At 70.0% G+C, this 13591-nt stretch carries 15 protein-coding genes; 3 read left to right on the top strand and 12 right to left on the bottom strand.

Annotated elements, in window-relative coordinates; all coding sequences use genetic code 11:
• Window positions 1-14: 14 nt before the first annotated feature.
• Genes hisI through hisD form a run of 8 tightly spaced genes read right to left on the bottom strand, consistent with a single transcriptional unit; the run spans window position 15 to window position 6404 of the window.
• Entirely contained in the window at window positions 15-362 is a 348-nt protein-coding gene (hisI, locus tag A5727_RS24045; protein ID WP_068256294.1) for a phosphoribosyl-AMP cyclohydrolase, read from the bottom strand.
• Window positions 359-1141 carry an imidazole glycerol phosphate synthase subunit HisF gene (hisF, locus tag A5727_RS24040; RefSeq protein ID WP_157521546.1) on the bottom strand — a complete coding sequence of 261 codons (783 nt, stop codon included), beginning with the start codon at window positions 1139-1141 and terminating at the stop codon, window positions 359-361. The genes hisI and hisF overlap by 4 nt, the downstream gene beginning before the upstream one ends.
• Entirely contained in the window at window positions 1138-1956 is an 819-nt protein-coding gene (locus A5727_RS24035) for an inositol monophosphatase family protein (RefSeq protein WP_068256290.1), read from the bottom strand. The genes hisF and A5727_RS24035 overlap by 4 nt, the downstream gene beginning before the upstream one ends.
• A 6-nt stretch (window positions 1957-1962) precedes the next feature.
• On the bottom strand, window positions 1963-2709 hold the full coding sequence (priA, locus tag A5727_RS24030) for a bifunctional 1-(5-phosphoribosyl)-5-((5-phosphoribosylamino)methylideneamino)imidazole-4-carboxamide isomerase/phosphoribosylanthranilate isomerase PriA (protein ID WP_068256287.1): 747 nt from the start codon (window positions 2707-2709) through the stop codon (window positions 1963-1965).
• Window positions 2706-3332, bottom strand: coding sequence for an imidazole glycerol phosphate synthase subunit HisH (gene hisH, locus A5727_RS24025; protein WP_068256284.1), 627 nt, complete (start codon window positions 3330-3332; stop codon window positions 2706-2708). The genes priA and hisH overlap by 4 nt, the downstream gene beginning before the upstream one ends.
• Complete coding sequence (hisB, locus tag A5727_RS24020; RefSeq protein WP_068256281.1) at window positions 3329-3937, bottom strand: imidazoleglycerol-phosphate dehydratase HisB; 609 nt, start codon at window positions 3935-3937, stop codon at window positions 3329-3331. Before hisB ends, hisH begins: the two co-directional genes overlap by 4 nt.
• Window positions 3934-5067, bottom strand: coding sequence for a histidinol-phosphate transaminase (locus tag A5727_RS24015; RefSeq protein WP_157521545.1), 1134 nt, complete (start codon window positions 5065-5067; stop codon window positions 3934-3936). Before A5727_RS24015 ends, hisB begins: the two co-directional genes overlap by 4 nt.
• A complete protein-coding gene (gene hisD / locus A5727_RS24010; protein ID WP_068256278.1) occupies window positions 5064-6404 on the bottom strand; it encodes a histidinol dehydrogenase in 1341 nt (446 codons plus the stop codon). Before hisD ends, A5727_RS24015 begins: the two co-directional genes overlap by 4 nt.
• 79 nt (window positions 6405-6483) lie before the next feature.
• Between hisD and rhtB the strand changes: the two genes are divergently transcribed.
• A complete protein-coding gene (rhtB, locus tag A5727_RS24005) occupies window positions 6484-7119 on the top strand; it encodes a homoserine/homoserine lactone efflux protein (protein WP_068256275.1) in 636 nt (211 codons plus the stop codon).
• A gap of 7 nt (window positions 7120-7126) precedes the next feature.
• On the opposite strand, the gene A5727_RS24000 is transcribed toward rhtB, so the two are convergent.
• Window positions 7127-8083: a sensor domain-containing protein gene (locus A5727_RS24000; protein ID WP_082949997.1), complete on the bottom strand. Its 957-nt coding sequence runs from the start codon at window positions 8081-8083 to the stop codon at window positions 7127-7129.
• 300 nt (window positions 8084-8383) lie between these two features.
• Between A5727_RS24000 and A5727_RS23995 the strand changes: the two genes are divergently transcribed.
• Both A5727_RS23995 and A5727_RS23990 read left to right on the top strand, forming a co-directional pair.
• Window positions 8384-8959, top strand: a complete 576-nt coding sequence (locus tag A5727_RS23995) for a hypothetical protein (protein ID WP_068256270.1) — start codon at window positions 8384-8386, stop codon at window positions 8957-8959.
• Window positions 8960-8964: 5 nt separating this feature from the next.
• Window positions 8965-10041 carry a PrsW family intramembrane metalloprotease gene (locus A5727_RS23990; RefSeq protein WP_068256595.1) on the top strand — a complete coding sequence of 359 codons (1077 nt, stop codon included), beginning with the start codon at window positions 8965-8967 and terminating at the stop codon, window positions 10039-10041.
• A 15-nt stretch (window positions 10042-10056) separates the two neighbouring features.
• Here A5727_RS23990 and nadC read toward each other — a convergent pair whose 3' ends face one another.
• Genes nadC through nadA form a run of 3 tightly spaced genes read right to left on the bottom strand, consistent with a single transcriptional unit; the run spans window position 10057 to window position 13558 of the window.
• Window positions 10057-10908, bottom strand: a complete 852-nt coding sequence (nadC, locus tag A5727_RS23985) for a carboxylating nicotinate-nucleotide diphosphorylase (protein ID WP_231992213.1) — start codon at window positions 10906-10908, stop codon at window positions 10057-10059.
• An 11-nt stretch (window positions 10909-10919) separates the two neighbouring features.
• The gene (locus A5727_RS23980; protein ID WP_068256266.1) at window positions 10920-12518 is read right to left on the bottom strand and encodes an L-aspartate oxidase; all 1599 of its coding nucleotides are present in this window, start codon (window positions 12516-12518) and stop codon (window positions 10920-10922) included.
• Complete coding sequence (nadA, locus tag A5727_RS23975) at window positions 12515-13558, bottom strand: quinolinate synthase NadA (protein WP_068256263.1); 1044 nt, start codon at window positions 13556-13558, stop codon at window positions 12515-12517. The genes A5727_RS23980 and nadA overlap by 4 nt, the downstream gene beginning before the upstream one ends.
• Window positions 13559-13591 lie beyond the last annotated feature (33 nt).

Raw genomic sequence — 13591 nt, 5'->3', positions numbered from 1 at the left:
CGAGCGGCGAGAATTCAGTCGGAGGTCAACAGCACGTCGGCGTCGAAGCAGCTGTGGTCACCGGTGTGGCACGCCCCGCCGACCTGGTCGACCTCGAGCAGCACGGCGTCGCCGTCGCAGTCCAGGCGCACCGAGTGCACGCGCTGGGTGTGCCCCGACGTGGCGCCCTTGATCCACTGCTCGTTGCGCGACCGCGAGAAGTAGGTGGCCTCACGGGTGGCCAGCGTGCGGGCCAGTGCAGCGTCGTCCATCCAGGCGACCATCAGCACGTCACCGGTACCGTGCTCCTGCACCACGGCGGTGAACAGGCCGTCGGCATTGCGCTTGAGTCGGGCCGCGATCGCGGGGTCCAAGGCCGTCATCGCACCACGATCCCCTCTGCGGCCATGGCCGCCTTGACCTCGCCGATGGTCAGTTCGCGGAAGTGGAAGACGCTGGCCGCCAACACCGCATCGGCGCCGGCCCGCACAGCGGGCGCGAAGTCGCCGACCGCGCCCGCGCCGCCGCTGGCGATCACCGGCACCGTCACCGCGGCGCGCACGGCCTTGAGCATCGGCAGGTCGAACCCGGCCTTGGTGCCGTCGGCGTCCATCGAGTTGAGCAGGATCTCCCCCACGCCGAGTTCGGCACCGCGCACGGCCCACTCGACCGCGTCGATCCCGGTGCCGCGCCGACCGCCGTGGGTGGTGACCTCCCATCCCGACGGCGTGGCCTCGCCGCCCGCGGACACGGTCCGCGCATCGACCGACAGCACGATGCACTGAGACCCGAACTGGCGTGAGAGCTCCGCCAGCAGTTCCGGACGCGCGATCGCCGCGGTGTTGACCGAGACCTTGTCGGCCCCCGCGCGCAGCAGCACGTCGACGTCCTCGACCGAGCGGACGCCCCCGCCGACCGTCAGTGGGATGAAGACCTGTTCGGCGGTGCGCCGCACGACCTCCAGCATCGTGGCACGACCCGAGGAGGACGCCGTGACGTCGAGGAACGTCAACTCGTCGGCGCCCTCGGCGTCGTAGGCCGCCGCCAACTCGACGGGATCGCCTGCGTCGCGCAGATTCTCGAAGTTCACGCCCTTGACCACGCGGCCCGCGTCGACGTCGAGGCACGGGATGACCCGAGTCGCAACATCACTGATGATCACAGGTAGTCCTCCGGGTTTCCGACCGAACGCAGTATCTCGAGCATCTCCTCGTGCACACCGGGCGCGGCGGCCAACGCCGACCGCGACGCGGGGGTCCACTCCTGGCCGGCCAGGTCGGTGACGATGCCTCCGGCCGACCTCACCAGCGCCACACCCGCGGCGTGGTCCCAGATGTGGTGGCCGAAACTGATGGCGGCGCCCAGGATTCCGGCGCCGACGTAGGCGAGGTCGATGCCGGTCGCGCCGTGCATGCGCACGCGTGAGCAGACCCGACTGAGGTTGTCCAGGACCGCGCTGCGGTAACGCCCGGGGAACGTGCCGCGCGAGTCGATGTTGTAGGTCTGGATCCCGACCATCGACTCCGCCAGCGTGGTGGGCTCCAAAGCGGGCAGAGTGACACCGTTGTCCTGCATCGGAAACCCCGCCATCGCGGTGTAGCGCTGCCCGACGAACGGCAGCCAGGTCAGCCCCGCGATCGGTTCGCCGTTGTGCAGCAGCCCCAGAAGGATCGCGGCCATCGGAGAACCCGCCGCATAGTTGAACGTACCGTCGATGGGATCGAGCACCCACACGTACTCGGAGTCCAGCGACTCGCCGCCGAACTCCTCGCCGTGCACGCCGATCCCGGTCAACCGGTTCAGTTCCGCGACGACCCGCCGCTCGATTGCCAGGTCGATCTCGGTGGCGAAGTCGTTGCCCTTCTTGGCCACGGCCGAATCGGCGCGGTGCCCCGCGATGAACTGGTCGGACGCGCCGTCGAGGACGCCGGCGGCGGTCTGCAGCCAGCCCGCGAGCTGATCGGAGTCGAGCGCCATAGCGGTCTAACCGCTGACCGCGGCCAGCGCCTGCGGCAGCGTGAACCGCTCGGCGTAGAGCGCCTTGCCGACGATCGCGCCCTCGACGCCGACATCGGTCAGGGTCGCGATGGCCCGAAGGTCGTCGAGGCTCGACACACCGCCGGAGGCGATCACGGGCTTGTCGGTGCGTTTGGCGACCTCGCCGAGCAGTTCGAGATTGGGTCCGGTCAGGGTGCCGTCCTTGGTGACATCGGTGACCACGAAACGCGAACACCCCTCGGCGTCAAGGCGATCCAGCACCTCCCAGAGGTCTCCGCCGTCGGTCTCCCAGCCGCGGCCCCGCAGCCGGTGCGCACCGTCGATGATCTGGACGTCGAGGCCGACCGCGACCCGGTCGCCGTATTCGGCGATCGCCTGCGCACACCATGTCGGGTTCTCCAGCGCCGCGGTGCCGATGTTGACCCGGGCGCACCCGGTGGCCAGCGCCGCGCGCAGTGACTCGTCGTCGCGGATGCCGCCGGACAACTCGACCGCGACGTCCAGCTTGCCGACGACCTCGGCCAGCAGTTCGCGGTTGGAGCCGCGACCGAAGGCGGCGTCGAGATCCACGAGGTGGATCCACTCGGCGCCGTCGCGCTGCCAGGTCTCGGCGGCCTCGAGCGCCGACCCGTAGTCGGTCTCACTGCCGGCCTTGCCCTGCACGAGCCGCACGGCCTTGCCGTCGACCACGTCGACGGCAGGAAGCAGAATCAGTGGTGGTTTAGAAGTCACAGTCCCTCAACCCAATTCGCGAGCAGCGAGGCACCGGCATCGCCACTCTTCTCCGGATGAAATTGTGTCGCCGACAGCGGACCGTCCTCCACGGCCGCAAGGAACGGCACGTGGTGGGTGGCCCAGGTCAGCAGTGCGTCGGGACTGCCCTCCCAGCGCTGCGCGGCGTACGAGTGCACGAAATAGAACCGGGTGGAGGAGTCCAAACCTTTGAACAGCACGCTCTCCGACGGCGCCTGCACCACGTTCCAGCCCATGTGCGGGATGACCGGGGCGTCAAGCCTGGTCACCGCGCCGGGCCACTGTCCGCAGCCCGTCGACTCGACCCCGAACTCAACGCCGCGGGCGAACAGGATCTGCATGCCGACGCAGACACCGAGCACGGGCCGTCCCGCGGCCACCCGATCGGCGATGATCTGCTCGCCGTTGATCGAACGCAGTCCGGTCATGCAGGCTTCGAACGCGCCGACCCCGGGAACGACGAGCCCATCGGCATTGGCGGCCGCGGCGGGATCCGCGGTCACCTCGACGTCGGCGCCGACCCGCTCAAGGGCACGCTGCGCGGACCGCAGGTTGCCCGAGCCGTAGTCGAGCACCACCACGGACTTGGAAGTGCCGCTCACAGGGTGCCTTTCGTGGACGGCACGCCCGCGACCCGAGGATCGGGCTCGACGGCCTGACGCAGCGCCCGCGCCACGGCCTTGTACTGGGCCTCGGTGATGTGGTGCGGGTCGCGTCCGTAGATCGTGCGCACGTGCAGTGCGATGCGGGCGTTGAAGGCCAGCGACTCGAAGACGTGCCGGTTGATCACCGTGTGATACGGCGCACCGCTGCCTGCGATCGTGAAGGTCACCATGGACTCGGGTTCGCCGGTGTGGACGAAGTAGGGCCGCCCGGAGACATCGACCGCGGCGTGCGCGAGCGTCTCGTCCATCGGGATGAACGAGTCACCGAAGCGACGGATGCCCTTCTTGTCGCCGAGCGCCTGACCGAGCGCGGTGCCCAGCACGATCGCGGTGTCCTCGACGGTGTGGTGCGCCTCGATCTCGATGTCGCCCACGGCGCGCACCGTGAGGTCGAAGCTCGCGTGGCTGCCCAGCGAGGTCAGCATGTGGTCGAAGAACGGCACACCCGTGTCGATCTGCACCTTCCCGGTGCCGTCCAGGTCGATCTCGACGGTGATGTCGGACTCCCTGGTCTTGCGTTCGACCTTCGCGTAGCGGGTCACGGTGCTCCTACTCGGTTCGGGGCCAGTTCGGTCGCGGCCAGGCGCTGACTCGCGGCCAGGAATGCGTCGTTCTCGGCGGTCAGGCCGATCGTGGTGCGCAGGAAGCCCGGGATGCCCACGTCCCGGATCAGCACGCCGTCGTCCAGATAACGTTGCCACGTGGCGGAGGCGTCGGCGAACTCGCCGAACAGCACGAAGTTTGCGTCACTGTCCACCACTCGGAAGCCGTACTCTGCCAGCGCTTTCGACACCCGATTGCGCTCGGCGACCAGGGCCGCGACGCTGCCCAGGGTGTCGTCGGCATGCCGCAGCGCGGCACGCGCCGCGACCTGGGTGAGCACCGAGAGGTGATACGGCAGTCGCACCAGCAGCATCGCGTCGATGACCGCCGGTGAGGAGATCAGGTAGCCCAACCGACCGCCGGCGAAGGCGAAGGCCTTGCTCATCGTTCGGCTGACGACGACCTTCGTCGGATGCTCGTCGATCAGCGCGACGGCGCTGGGCTGAGAGGAGAACTCCCCATAGGCCTCGTCGACGACGAGCACGCCGCCCGTCATGGCCGCCAGGATGCGACGCAGATCGTCGAGCGGAATGCTCTGCCCTGTGGGGTTGTTCGGGCTGGTGACGAACACCACATCGGGACGGTGCTGCTCGATCGCGGCCACCGCGACGTCGGTGTCCAGCGCGAAGTCCGCCGACCGCGTCGCGCTCACCCACCGGGTCTGCGTGCCGTCGGAGATGATCGGGTGCATCGAGTACGACGGGACGAACCCGATCGCACTGCGGCCCGGCCCGCCGAAGGCCTGCAGCAGCTGCTGCAGGATCTCGTTGGAACCGTTTGCGGCCCAGAGGTTCTCCGCTCCGACCTCGATACCGGTCGCCGAGGTGACATAGGCAGCCAGATCGGTTCGCAGCGCCACGGCGTCGCGATCCGGGTAGCGGTGCAGTTCGGCCGCCGCGGCTCGGACGGAGGAGGTCACGTCGTCGATCAGCGCCTCCGTCGGTGGGTGCGGGTTCTCGTTGGTGTTGAGCCGCACCGGAACCGACAGCTGCGGTGCGCCGTAGGGCGACTTTCCGCGCAGGTCATCGCGCAGCGGAAGGTCGGCCAGGCTCACGGAATCACCGATCACCGCTCGAACCTCCGGCGAACCGCCTCTCCGTGCGCGGGCAGGTCCTCAGCCTTGGACAGCGTGATCACGTGACCCGAGACGTCCTTGAGCGCGGCCTCGGTGTAGTCGATGACGTGGATGCCCTTGAGGAACGTCTGCACCGACAGACCACTCGAGTGCCGAGCGCACCCGGCGGTCGGCAGCACGTGGTTCGAGCCCGCGCAGTAGTCACCGAGACTGACCGGCGCCCACGGGCCGACGAAAATCGCACCCGCGGAACGGATCCGGCCCGCGACCGCGAGCGCATCGGCGGTCTGGATCTCAAGGTGCTCGGCGGCGTAGGCGTTGGCCACGCGCACGCCCTCGTCCAGGTCGTCGACCAGGACGGTGGCCGACTGCCGGCCGCTCAGCGCGGTCGTCACGCGGGCCCGGTGCTTGGTGGTCTCGAGCTGACGGGTCAGCTCGGCGTCGGTGGCCTCGGCCAGCTCGACACTGGTGGTGACCAGCACACTGGCGGCCATCTCGTCGTGCTCGGCCTGGCTGATGAGGTCGGCCGCGACGTGCACGGGATCGGCCGTGTGGTCGGCCAGGATCGCGATCTCGGTGGGACCGGCCTCGGCGTCGATCCCGACCTGTGAGCGGCAGATCCGCTTGGCCGCGGTCACGTAGATGTTGCCCGGGCCGGTGATCATGTCCACCGGGGCGAGCTCGGCGCCGTCGGTGTCGGTGCCGCCGTAGGCCAGCAGGGCGACGGCCTGGGCCCCGCCGACGGCCCACACCTCATCGACCCCGAGCAGGCCCGCGGCCGCCAGGATCGTCGGGTGTGGCAGGCCCTGGAACTGGGCCGGGTTCGAAGCCTGCGGCGGGCTGGCGATGACCAGGGAGTCCACCCCCGCCGTCTGCGCGGGCACGACGTTCATGACGACACTCGAGGGGTAGACCGCGTTGCCGCCGGGCACGTACAGGCCGACCCGCTCGACGGGTACCCACCGCTCGGTGACCGTGGCCCCGGGGGCGAGTTCGGTGGTGGTGTCGGTGCGACGCTGATCGGCGTGCACGGCGCGGGCGCGCTCGATCGCCACCTCCAGCGCCGCCCGCACGTCGGGGTCCAATTCGGAGAACGCGCGCTGGATCGCCTCGGCGGGCACGCGGACCGCATCGGGGCGAACACCGTCGAATGACTGTCCGTAGTCCAACGCGGCCTGCGCGCCATGCTCGGCGACGGCGTCCACGATGGGTCGCACCTTGGGCACCACGGCGTCGACGTCGACGCCGCCCCTCGGCAGGGTGGCGCGCAGTTGCGCCGCGGACAGGCCGCGGCCGCGCAGGTCGATTCGGGACATAGCGAAGTTGGACATCTCTTCAATTGTCGCTGATCGGTCCAGTTGAATAAAAATCCGTTTGAGCTGCGATGTCGATCACTGCCACACTTCGGCCATGGAGTTGCAGCTGTGGTTGGCCTTCATCGGGGCCGCGATCGCCATCAGTGTGTCCCCTGGCGCGGGCGCAATACTGTCGATGGCCACCGGTTTGACGCACGGCGTGCGACGCACCTACTGGACGATCCTCGGCCTGCAGATCGGGCTGATGACGCAACTGGTGCTGGTGGCTGTGGGCCTCGGCGCCCTGGTGGCGAGTTCGGTGCTGGCTTTCACTGTCGTGAAGTGGCTGGGCGTGCTCTACCTCGTCTACCTGGCGGTTCGGCAGTGGCGCAGCGCTGCGATGGACCTCGAGAGCGAGTTGGACGTGGCGCCGGTGTCCACGCGCCGTGGCCTGGTGGTGCGCGGGGCGCTGATCAACCTCACCAACCCCAAGGGTCTGGTGTTCCTGCTCGCCGTGTTGCCCCAGTTCGTCGTGCCGACCGCTCCGCTGCCCCCGCAGTACCTCGCGATCGGCGTCACGATGGTCGTCGTGGATCTGGCGGTCATGGGTGGCTACGCCGCGCTGGCCTCGCGGTTGATGCGGTGGCTGACGACACCGCGCCAGCAGCGCCTGGTCAACCGGACCTTCTCGGGTCTGTTCGCGGCGGCCGCGGTGGGGTTGTCCCTGATGCGGCGCGCCGCGACGACCTGATCCGATCTCAGGACGACTGGTCGACGTTCTTGGCGATGGCCTCGGCGACCTCGAGCCCCTGCCCGGTGTAGGCGGTGCTGCAGACCATCGTGTCGATGACGATCGCGCCACGGACGCCCAGCGCGTGCTCGCAGCCGACCATCGCGTCGGGCGAGTCCGGCCCCTGGCTCTGGGTCAGGAAGCCGTCGCCACCGGTTCCGACCGAACCGAAGCGGACCGGCACTGGCGGCTTGTCCTCCCTGGACATCATCACGACGCTGTCGGCGCATCCGCGCCAGGAGTCCCGCGCGGTGCCAACGTACTCCTGGGCATCGCTGGGTGAGTCGAAACTGACCGCGGCCTGGATCAGCAGCACACCGCTGTCGCCTGCGGATTTGAACCCACTGACGGCAACCTCGTCGTAGCCGCTGCCCGCATAGGCCCTGCGCTCGGCAGGCCCCCACGAGCCCATGCACTCGGCCCGATCGATGCGGTCGCTGTTGTCGATCAGTGTGTCGCTGTTGCCCATCGCCTTGAGCGAATCGCGCAGGAGATCCTCGGCATCCGACCGGGACAGCAGCACCGAAGCGGGGTCGACGGCCGCGGCCGCGGGTTCGCTTGTGGGCGAAGTGGTCTCGACCGGGGTGGTCGGCGTCACGGTCGTGGTGGTGACCTGCGAAGGACCGCTCTGGCCCGAGCCTCCGGTGGTGGCGACCACCACCGTCGCCGTCGCGAGCGCCGCCACGGCGACCGCAGCCCCGGCGACGATGGCCCACTTCTTACCGTTTCCGCCGTTGTTCGGCGCGGTGGGCATCGGCCACGGCGCACCGGGAGGAACCGGCGGCATCGGCGGTCCCCAGTGCGGCTGCGGATGATGGGGCGGGGCGGGCCGGCGTCCGGGAATGACGCGGGTGGGTCCATCGGCCGCGGCAGCGCTCGGAGCGCGCCAGAGGTCGTGTCCCGAGGGGGTCTGAGTGCTCGTCATCGTTGGCCCTTTCGGCGGCAACCGCCGGACTGTCCGGCTGCGCTCCACAGTAAACCAACAAACCGTAGCAGTGCAACATTTTGCTCCTGATCCGCTACATAAGCGTTGCTACCTGCACATTCACTTCACGTACTGCGACGACAACGGCCAGCGACGATCCGAAACCGTAGCGTTCTGCAGCAGCTGAGGCGAGAACCCCGGCGGTTGTGTCGGGCCCGGCGCGCCACACCCGTTTTGACGCCTGCGTCGATTTATGCTGGCCGCTCACCTGTGCCGACCAGATGGGGGTGCCCGCCGTCCATGACCCTGCCCGTTACGCCGACCGTCCCGGCGGGCCGACGCAGACTCACCCAGAAGAAGGCGGCGTTCACACTCGCCGCGCTCATGCTGGCCATCCCCGGTGTCCCGATGCTGCTCGCCGCCCTGGCACCCGAGCGCGAATGGAACGTCGCCGCACCGGGATCCGATGCGATCGAGATCGTCAGTTCCGCCGGCCACGGTCTGCTGGTCACCGCCCCACCCGGCTGGGAGACCCGCGACGACGGGCACACCATGGCACTGCGGTCCGGCGGCGCGACGGTCGTGGTCCAGGTCTACGACCGGGGTGAACGCGACCCGGATGCGGTGGCACAGCGGCTGATCCGATCCAACCGGGTGGCCGGCTGGACTTCGGCCCTCGACGGCGGACGGATCGCCAGCGCCGACGGCGGGTTGACCGGCGACACCTGTGTCGTGGTCGCGGAACGCCGCACCGGCACGTGCGCCTTCCTGGCCGACGACGACGTCGTCGTCTCGGTGCTGGCGCTCGGCGACGCCGAGAGCCCGGCCCCTCCGGTCGCCGAGATCGTCGCCCCCCTCACCAGGAGCCAGCCGTGACCGTCATGGAGAACCACACCGCCGACCCCGTGACCGCGACTCGGACCCCGGTCGTCTACCGGCCCGAATCAGCGGTGTTCTGGCTGTTCGTCGCCGCGGTCGGACTGAGCACCGTGCTGATGCTGCTCAGCGACGGAGCCGCCATCGCCGAAACCCTCGCCGCCCAGATCGCGCTGGCGCCGCTGTGGCTGGGGCTCATCGCGTTCCTGCTGTGGCTGATGCTGAAGTTCGACCCGTTCCGCAGTGTGCGGGCGCACCCACAGGTGCTGGCCGCCGGCACGGCCCTCGGGGCCACCACCGCGATGGTGCTCGCACTGCACGGCAACACCGCGCTGTTCGGGTTCTGGCGCAGCGTCCTGGACCCCGACACCGCGGAGCGGTGGTCGGCGGCGCTCTCGGCCCCGTTCGTCGAGGAGGCCGCCAAGGCGGTGTGCGCCGCGGTGGTGCTGGTGCTCAGCGCGGCGGTGTTCAACCGGATCTCCCACGCCCTTCTGCTGGGCATGTTCGTCGGTGTCGGTTTCGACCTGATGGAGGACCTGGTGTACGCCAGCCGCCAGGCCATCGCCAGCTTGGACTCCGATGTGGTGGGCGCCGGCGCCAACCTGATCCTGCGGGCGTTCACCGCCGTCCCCGCGCACTGGTCCTACACCGCCCTGGCGACCGTGGGGGTGTTGATGCTGCTCCCCTCGTTCGCCGGTCGGGACAGCTGGCCGCGGTCGCGGCGGCTGCTGACGGCGGTCGGGCTGTTCGGCGCGGCGTCGCTGATGCACTTCATCTGGGACGCACCGGGTCCCGACGCCCCGGCTGCGGCTCTGGGGATGTTGGCGCTCAAGGTCGCGGTGAACGTCGCCATCTTCGTCGTGCCCGTGCTGCTCCTGCTCCGGGTCGAACGCGGCTGGGTGCGCGATCAGATCACCGCGCGACCTGACCTGCCGTTCGACCCCGCGCTGCTGAATTCGCTGTCGACCCGCCGCGATCGTCGCCGCTACGTGCGCGAGGCGCGCCGCCATGGCGGCCGAACGGCAAAGTCGCCTGCCCGACGCGCTCAGCGAGCCGCGCTGGACGTCATCCAGCGCGGCTGACGACACCCGTCGACGTCAGAAATCGAGGCCGATGTCGAGCACCCGCACCGAGTGCGTCAGCGCCCCCACGGCGAGGTAGTCGACTCCCGTGCCCGCATACGCCGCGGCGTCCTCCAACGAGAGGCCGCCCGAGGACTCCAGCAGCACATCCGGCGCGACCGAGTCACGTCGCTGCACGGCGATCTGAGTCTCCCAGACCGCGAAGTTGTCCAGCAGCACCAGTTGCACGTCCTCGGCGAGCACCTCGTCGAGCTGTTCCAGCGAGTCGACCTCAACCTCGCACGGCAGGTCCGGCGCCGCGGCGCGCACCGCGCGCAACGTCGGCACCACCGACCCCGCGGCCGCAACATGGTTGTCCTTGATCAGCGCCGCGTCACCCAACCCCATCCGGTGGTTGACCCCGCCGCCGACCCGCACCGCGTACTTCTGCAGCGCCCGCAGGCCCGGCAGGGTCTTGCGGGTGTCACGGATTCGCGCCCTGGTCCCGTCAACCTCGGCCACCCAGGCCGCGGTGGCGGTCGCGATGCCCGACAGATGGCACACCAGGTTCAGCATCGTGCGTTCGGCGGTGAGCAGGCCACGTGTCTCGGCCTCGAGGGTCAGCAGCGCATCGCCCCGGCGCAGTCGGTCGCCGTCGTCGGCGCGCCCCGTCACGCGGTAGCCGTCGCTGCCGAGCACCTCGTCGAGCACCAGCAGCGCGAGGTCGACGCCGGCGGCCACCCCGTCGACGCGGGTGACCATCGCGGCCGTGGTGCGGGCATCCGCCCCGACCGTGGCCAGCGTCGTCACGTCGGGCCCGTAGCGCAGATCCTCGTCGAGACCCCGGGCGATCACCTGCCGCGCATCGGCGAGTTCGGCCGGCGTCATCACAGCCCGGCTCATGCGGCCACCACCGAGTCGCCGACCTGAACCCGACCGTCGACCAGGCGAACCACCGTGCTGCGCTCCTGGGCGCCGTCGGTCTCGGGCCAGTCGGACCGATGATGGCAGCCGCGGCTCTCGGTCCGGTCCGCGGCGGCCACGGCCACGGCCTGGGCCGTCAGAGTCAACGCGGCATTCTCGAGCGCCGCGCGCGTGCCGACCGGGCGCGGCCCGGAATCGGCGAGTGTGTCGGTGAGCCTGCGCAGACCCGCGGCGTCGCGGACGACGGACGCATCGCGCGACATCGCGATCTGCAGTTCGGCCCGGTCGAGGACCTCCTGGCGCGGCAGCGCCGGTGCGCCTGCCCGGCTCGAGCCTGCCGACGCGGCGTGCCCGGCGGCCGCGGCACCGGCGCGCGCACCCACCACCAGACCCTCGAGCAGACTGTTGGACGCCAACCGGTTGGCCCCGTGCATGCCGGTGCGAGCGACTTCGCCCGCCGCGTAGAGGCCCGGGAGTGACGTCTGCCCGGTGACGTCGGTGAGGACTCCCCCACAGCTGTAATGGGCACCGGGCAGCACCGGGATCGGCTGGCGCGTCGGGTCGATGCCCGCGGCGTGGCAGGACGCGGTGACCGTCGGAAAGCGGCGCGCGAAGTCGGGGACGCCGCGCGCGTCGAGATAGACACACGGCGCGCCGGTGGCCCGCATCCGCGCGTCGATGGCGGCGGCCACCACATCGCGTGGCGCCAGATCCGCCATCGGGTGGACTCCCGCCATCACCGAATCACCTTGTGCATCAACAAGAATTGCCCCTTCCCCACGAATGGCCTCGGTGATGAGCGGACGCCTGCCGCCGGCGCTTCCGTCGAAGAGCATGGTCGGGTGGAACTGGATGAACTCGATGTCGCTGACCGCCACCCCCGCACGCAGTGCCAGCGCGATCCCGTCACCGGTCGATCCGGACGGATTGGTGGTGGCCGCATAGAGATGGCCCAGACCGCCGGTGGCCAGGACGACCGACGGAGCGTGGATGACACCGGGTCCGTCGGGGCTGACCACGTGGACCCCGCGAACCTCACCGCCGTCGGTCAGCACCTGCAGCACCGCGTGCTCATACCGGATGTCCAGCATGGCCGCGGCGTCGTTGAGGGCACGCTGAACCTCGGCTCCGGTGGCGTCACCACCCGCGTGGATGATGCGACGCCTGGTGTGACCGCCCTCGCGCGTCAGTGCCCAGCGGCCCGGGGTGGCCTCGTCGAATCGGGCGCCGTTGCGCACCAGGTCGGCGACCGCCCGGTGCCCGTCGGCGACGATCGAGGCGACGGCGGCGGGATCGCACAGCCCGCCGCCCGCGACCAGGGTGTCGGCCACGTGGGCGTCGACGGTGTCTGCGGTGTCGGGCAGCACCACGGCGATGCCGCCCTGCGCGTAGAACGTGGCGGTGGAGATCTCACCCCGCGGGGCCTTGCTCAGGACGACGACGCGCAGGGGCCGCTTCCCGGCACTGCGGTGGGCCGCCAGGGCAGCCACCAATCCCGCGACGCCCGTTCCGATCACGACTACGTCAGCCCGCTGCTGCCACACACCTGCGCCCCCGCAGGCCGGTGTGGTCATTCCCCGCCGCCGGGCTGCCCGATCTCGATCATTCGCTGCACGCTGGCCCGGGCCAGTCGCGCGGTCTCGGGGTCGACATGAACCTCGTCGGCGCCTTCGATCAGGCACCGCAGCATCGCCGCGGGCGTGATCATCTTCATGTACCTGCACGACGCCCGGTCGTTGACCGCCTGGAAGTCGATCTCCGGTGCGGCACGCCGCAACTGGTGCAGCATGCCGACCTCGGTGGCCACCAGCACCTGGCGGGCCTTGGACTCGCGGGCCGCGTCGAGCATGCCGCCGGTGGACAGGATCTTGACCCGGTCCTCCGGGAAGGCGCCCTCTCCGGCGAGGTAGAGAGCTGAGGTCGCACAGCCGCATTCGGGGTGGACGAACAGTTCGGCGTCGGGGTGACTGCGAGCCTGTTCGGCGAGCTCGTCGCCGTTGATGCCCGCATGGACGTGGCATTCACCGGCCCAGATGTGCATGTTCTTGCGCCCGGTCATGCGGCGCACATGCGCACCCAGGAACTGATCCGGGCAGAACAGCACCTCGCGGTCCGGATCGATCGACGCCACGACTTCGACGGCGTTGGAGGAGGTGCAGCAGATGTCGGTGAGCGCCTTGACCGCGGCGGTGGTGTTCACATACGACACCACCACGGCGTCGGGGTGTTCGTCCTTCCATGCCCGCAGTTCGTCGGCGGTGATGGAGTCGGCCAGCGAGCATCCCGCGCGCTGGTCCGGGATCAGCACGGTCTTGTCCGGCGACAGGATCTTGGCGGTCTCGGCCATGAAGTGCACGCCCGCGAAGACGATGGTGTCCTCGGGAGCCTCCGCGGCGATCCGGGACAGCGCCAGCGAGTCCCCGACGTGATCGGCGACGTCCTGGATCGCCGGCAGCTGGTAGTTGTGCGCCAGCAGGGTCGCACCGCGCAGCTTGGCCAGCCGGCGGACCTGCTCGGCCCATTCCTCGTCGCCCTCCACACCGGAGTAGCCGTTGGGGCCGTCGACGATGCGGGCTGCCAGCGCGGTGTCCATGTCGCGTGCGGTGACGGTCATGACCGATCCTTTCGGCGTCGAGGTTTTCGACTT

The sequence above is a fragment of the Mycobacterium sp. ACS4331 genome (genome assembly GCF_001667265.1).
Classification (GTDB): Bacteria; Actinomycetota; Actinomycetes; order Mycobacteriales; family Mycobacteriaceae; genus Mycobacterium.
Note: the sequence above shows the minus strand (reverse complement) of the source record. Positions and strands in the feature narration are given on the sequence as shown.

Bases quoted from the DNA above. Each gene is read 5' to 3' on its own strand.
- hisI (WP_068256294.1), bottom strand. From the start codon at position 362: ATGACGGCCTTGGACCCCGCGATCGCGGCCCGACTCAAGCGCAATGCC.
- A5727_RS24035 (WP_068256290.1), bottom strand. From the start codon at position 1,956: ATGGCGCTCGACTCCGATCAGCTCGCGGGCTGGCTGCAGACCGCCGCC.
- hisD (WP_068256278.1), bottom strand. From the start codon at position 6,404: ATGTCCAACTTCGCTATGTCCCGAATCGACCTGCGCGGCCGCGGCCTG.
- rhtB (WP_068256275.1), top strand. From the start codon at position 6,484: ATGGAGTTGCAGCTGTGGTTGGCCTTCATCGGGGCCGCGATCGCCATC.
- A5727_RS24000 (WP_082949997.1), bottom strand. From the start codon at position 8,083: ATGACGAGCACTCAGACCCCCTCGGGACACGACCTCTGGCGCGCTCCG.
- A5727_RS23995 (WP_068256270.1), top strand. From the start codon at position 8,384: ATGACCCTGCCCGTTACGCCGACCGTCCCGGCGGGCCGACGCAGACTC.
- A5727_RS23990 (WP_068256595.1), top strand. From the start codon at position 8,965: ATGGAGAACCACACCGCCGACCCCGTGACCGCGACTCGGACCCCGGTC.
- nadC (WP_231992213.1), bottom strand. From the start codon at position 10,908: ATGACGCCGGCCGAACTCGCCGATGCGCGGCAGGTGATCGCCCGGGGT.
- A5727_RS23980 (WP_068256266.1), bottom strand. From the start codon at position 12,518: ATGACCACACCGGCCTGCGGGGGCGCAGGTGTGTGGCAGCAGCGGGCT.
- nadA (WP_068256263.1), bottom strand. From the start codon at position 13,558: ATGACCGTCACCGCACGCGACATGGACACCGCGCTGGCAGCCCGCATC.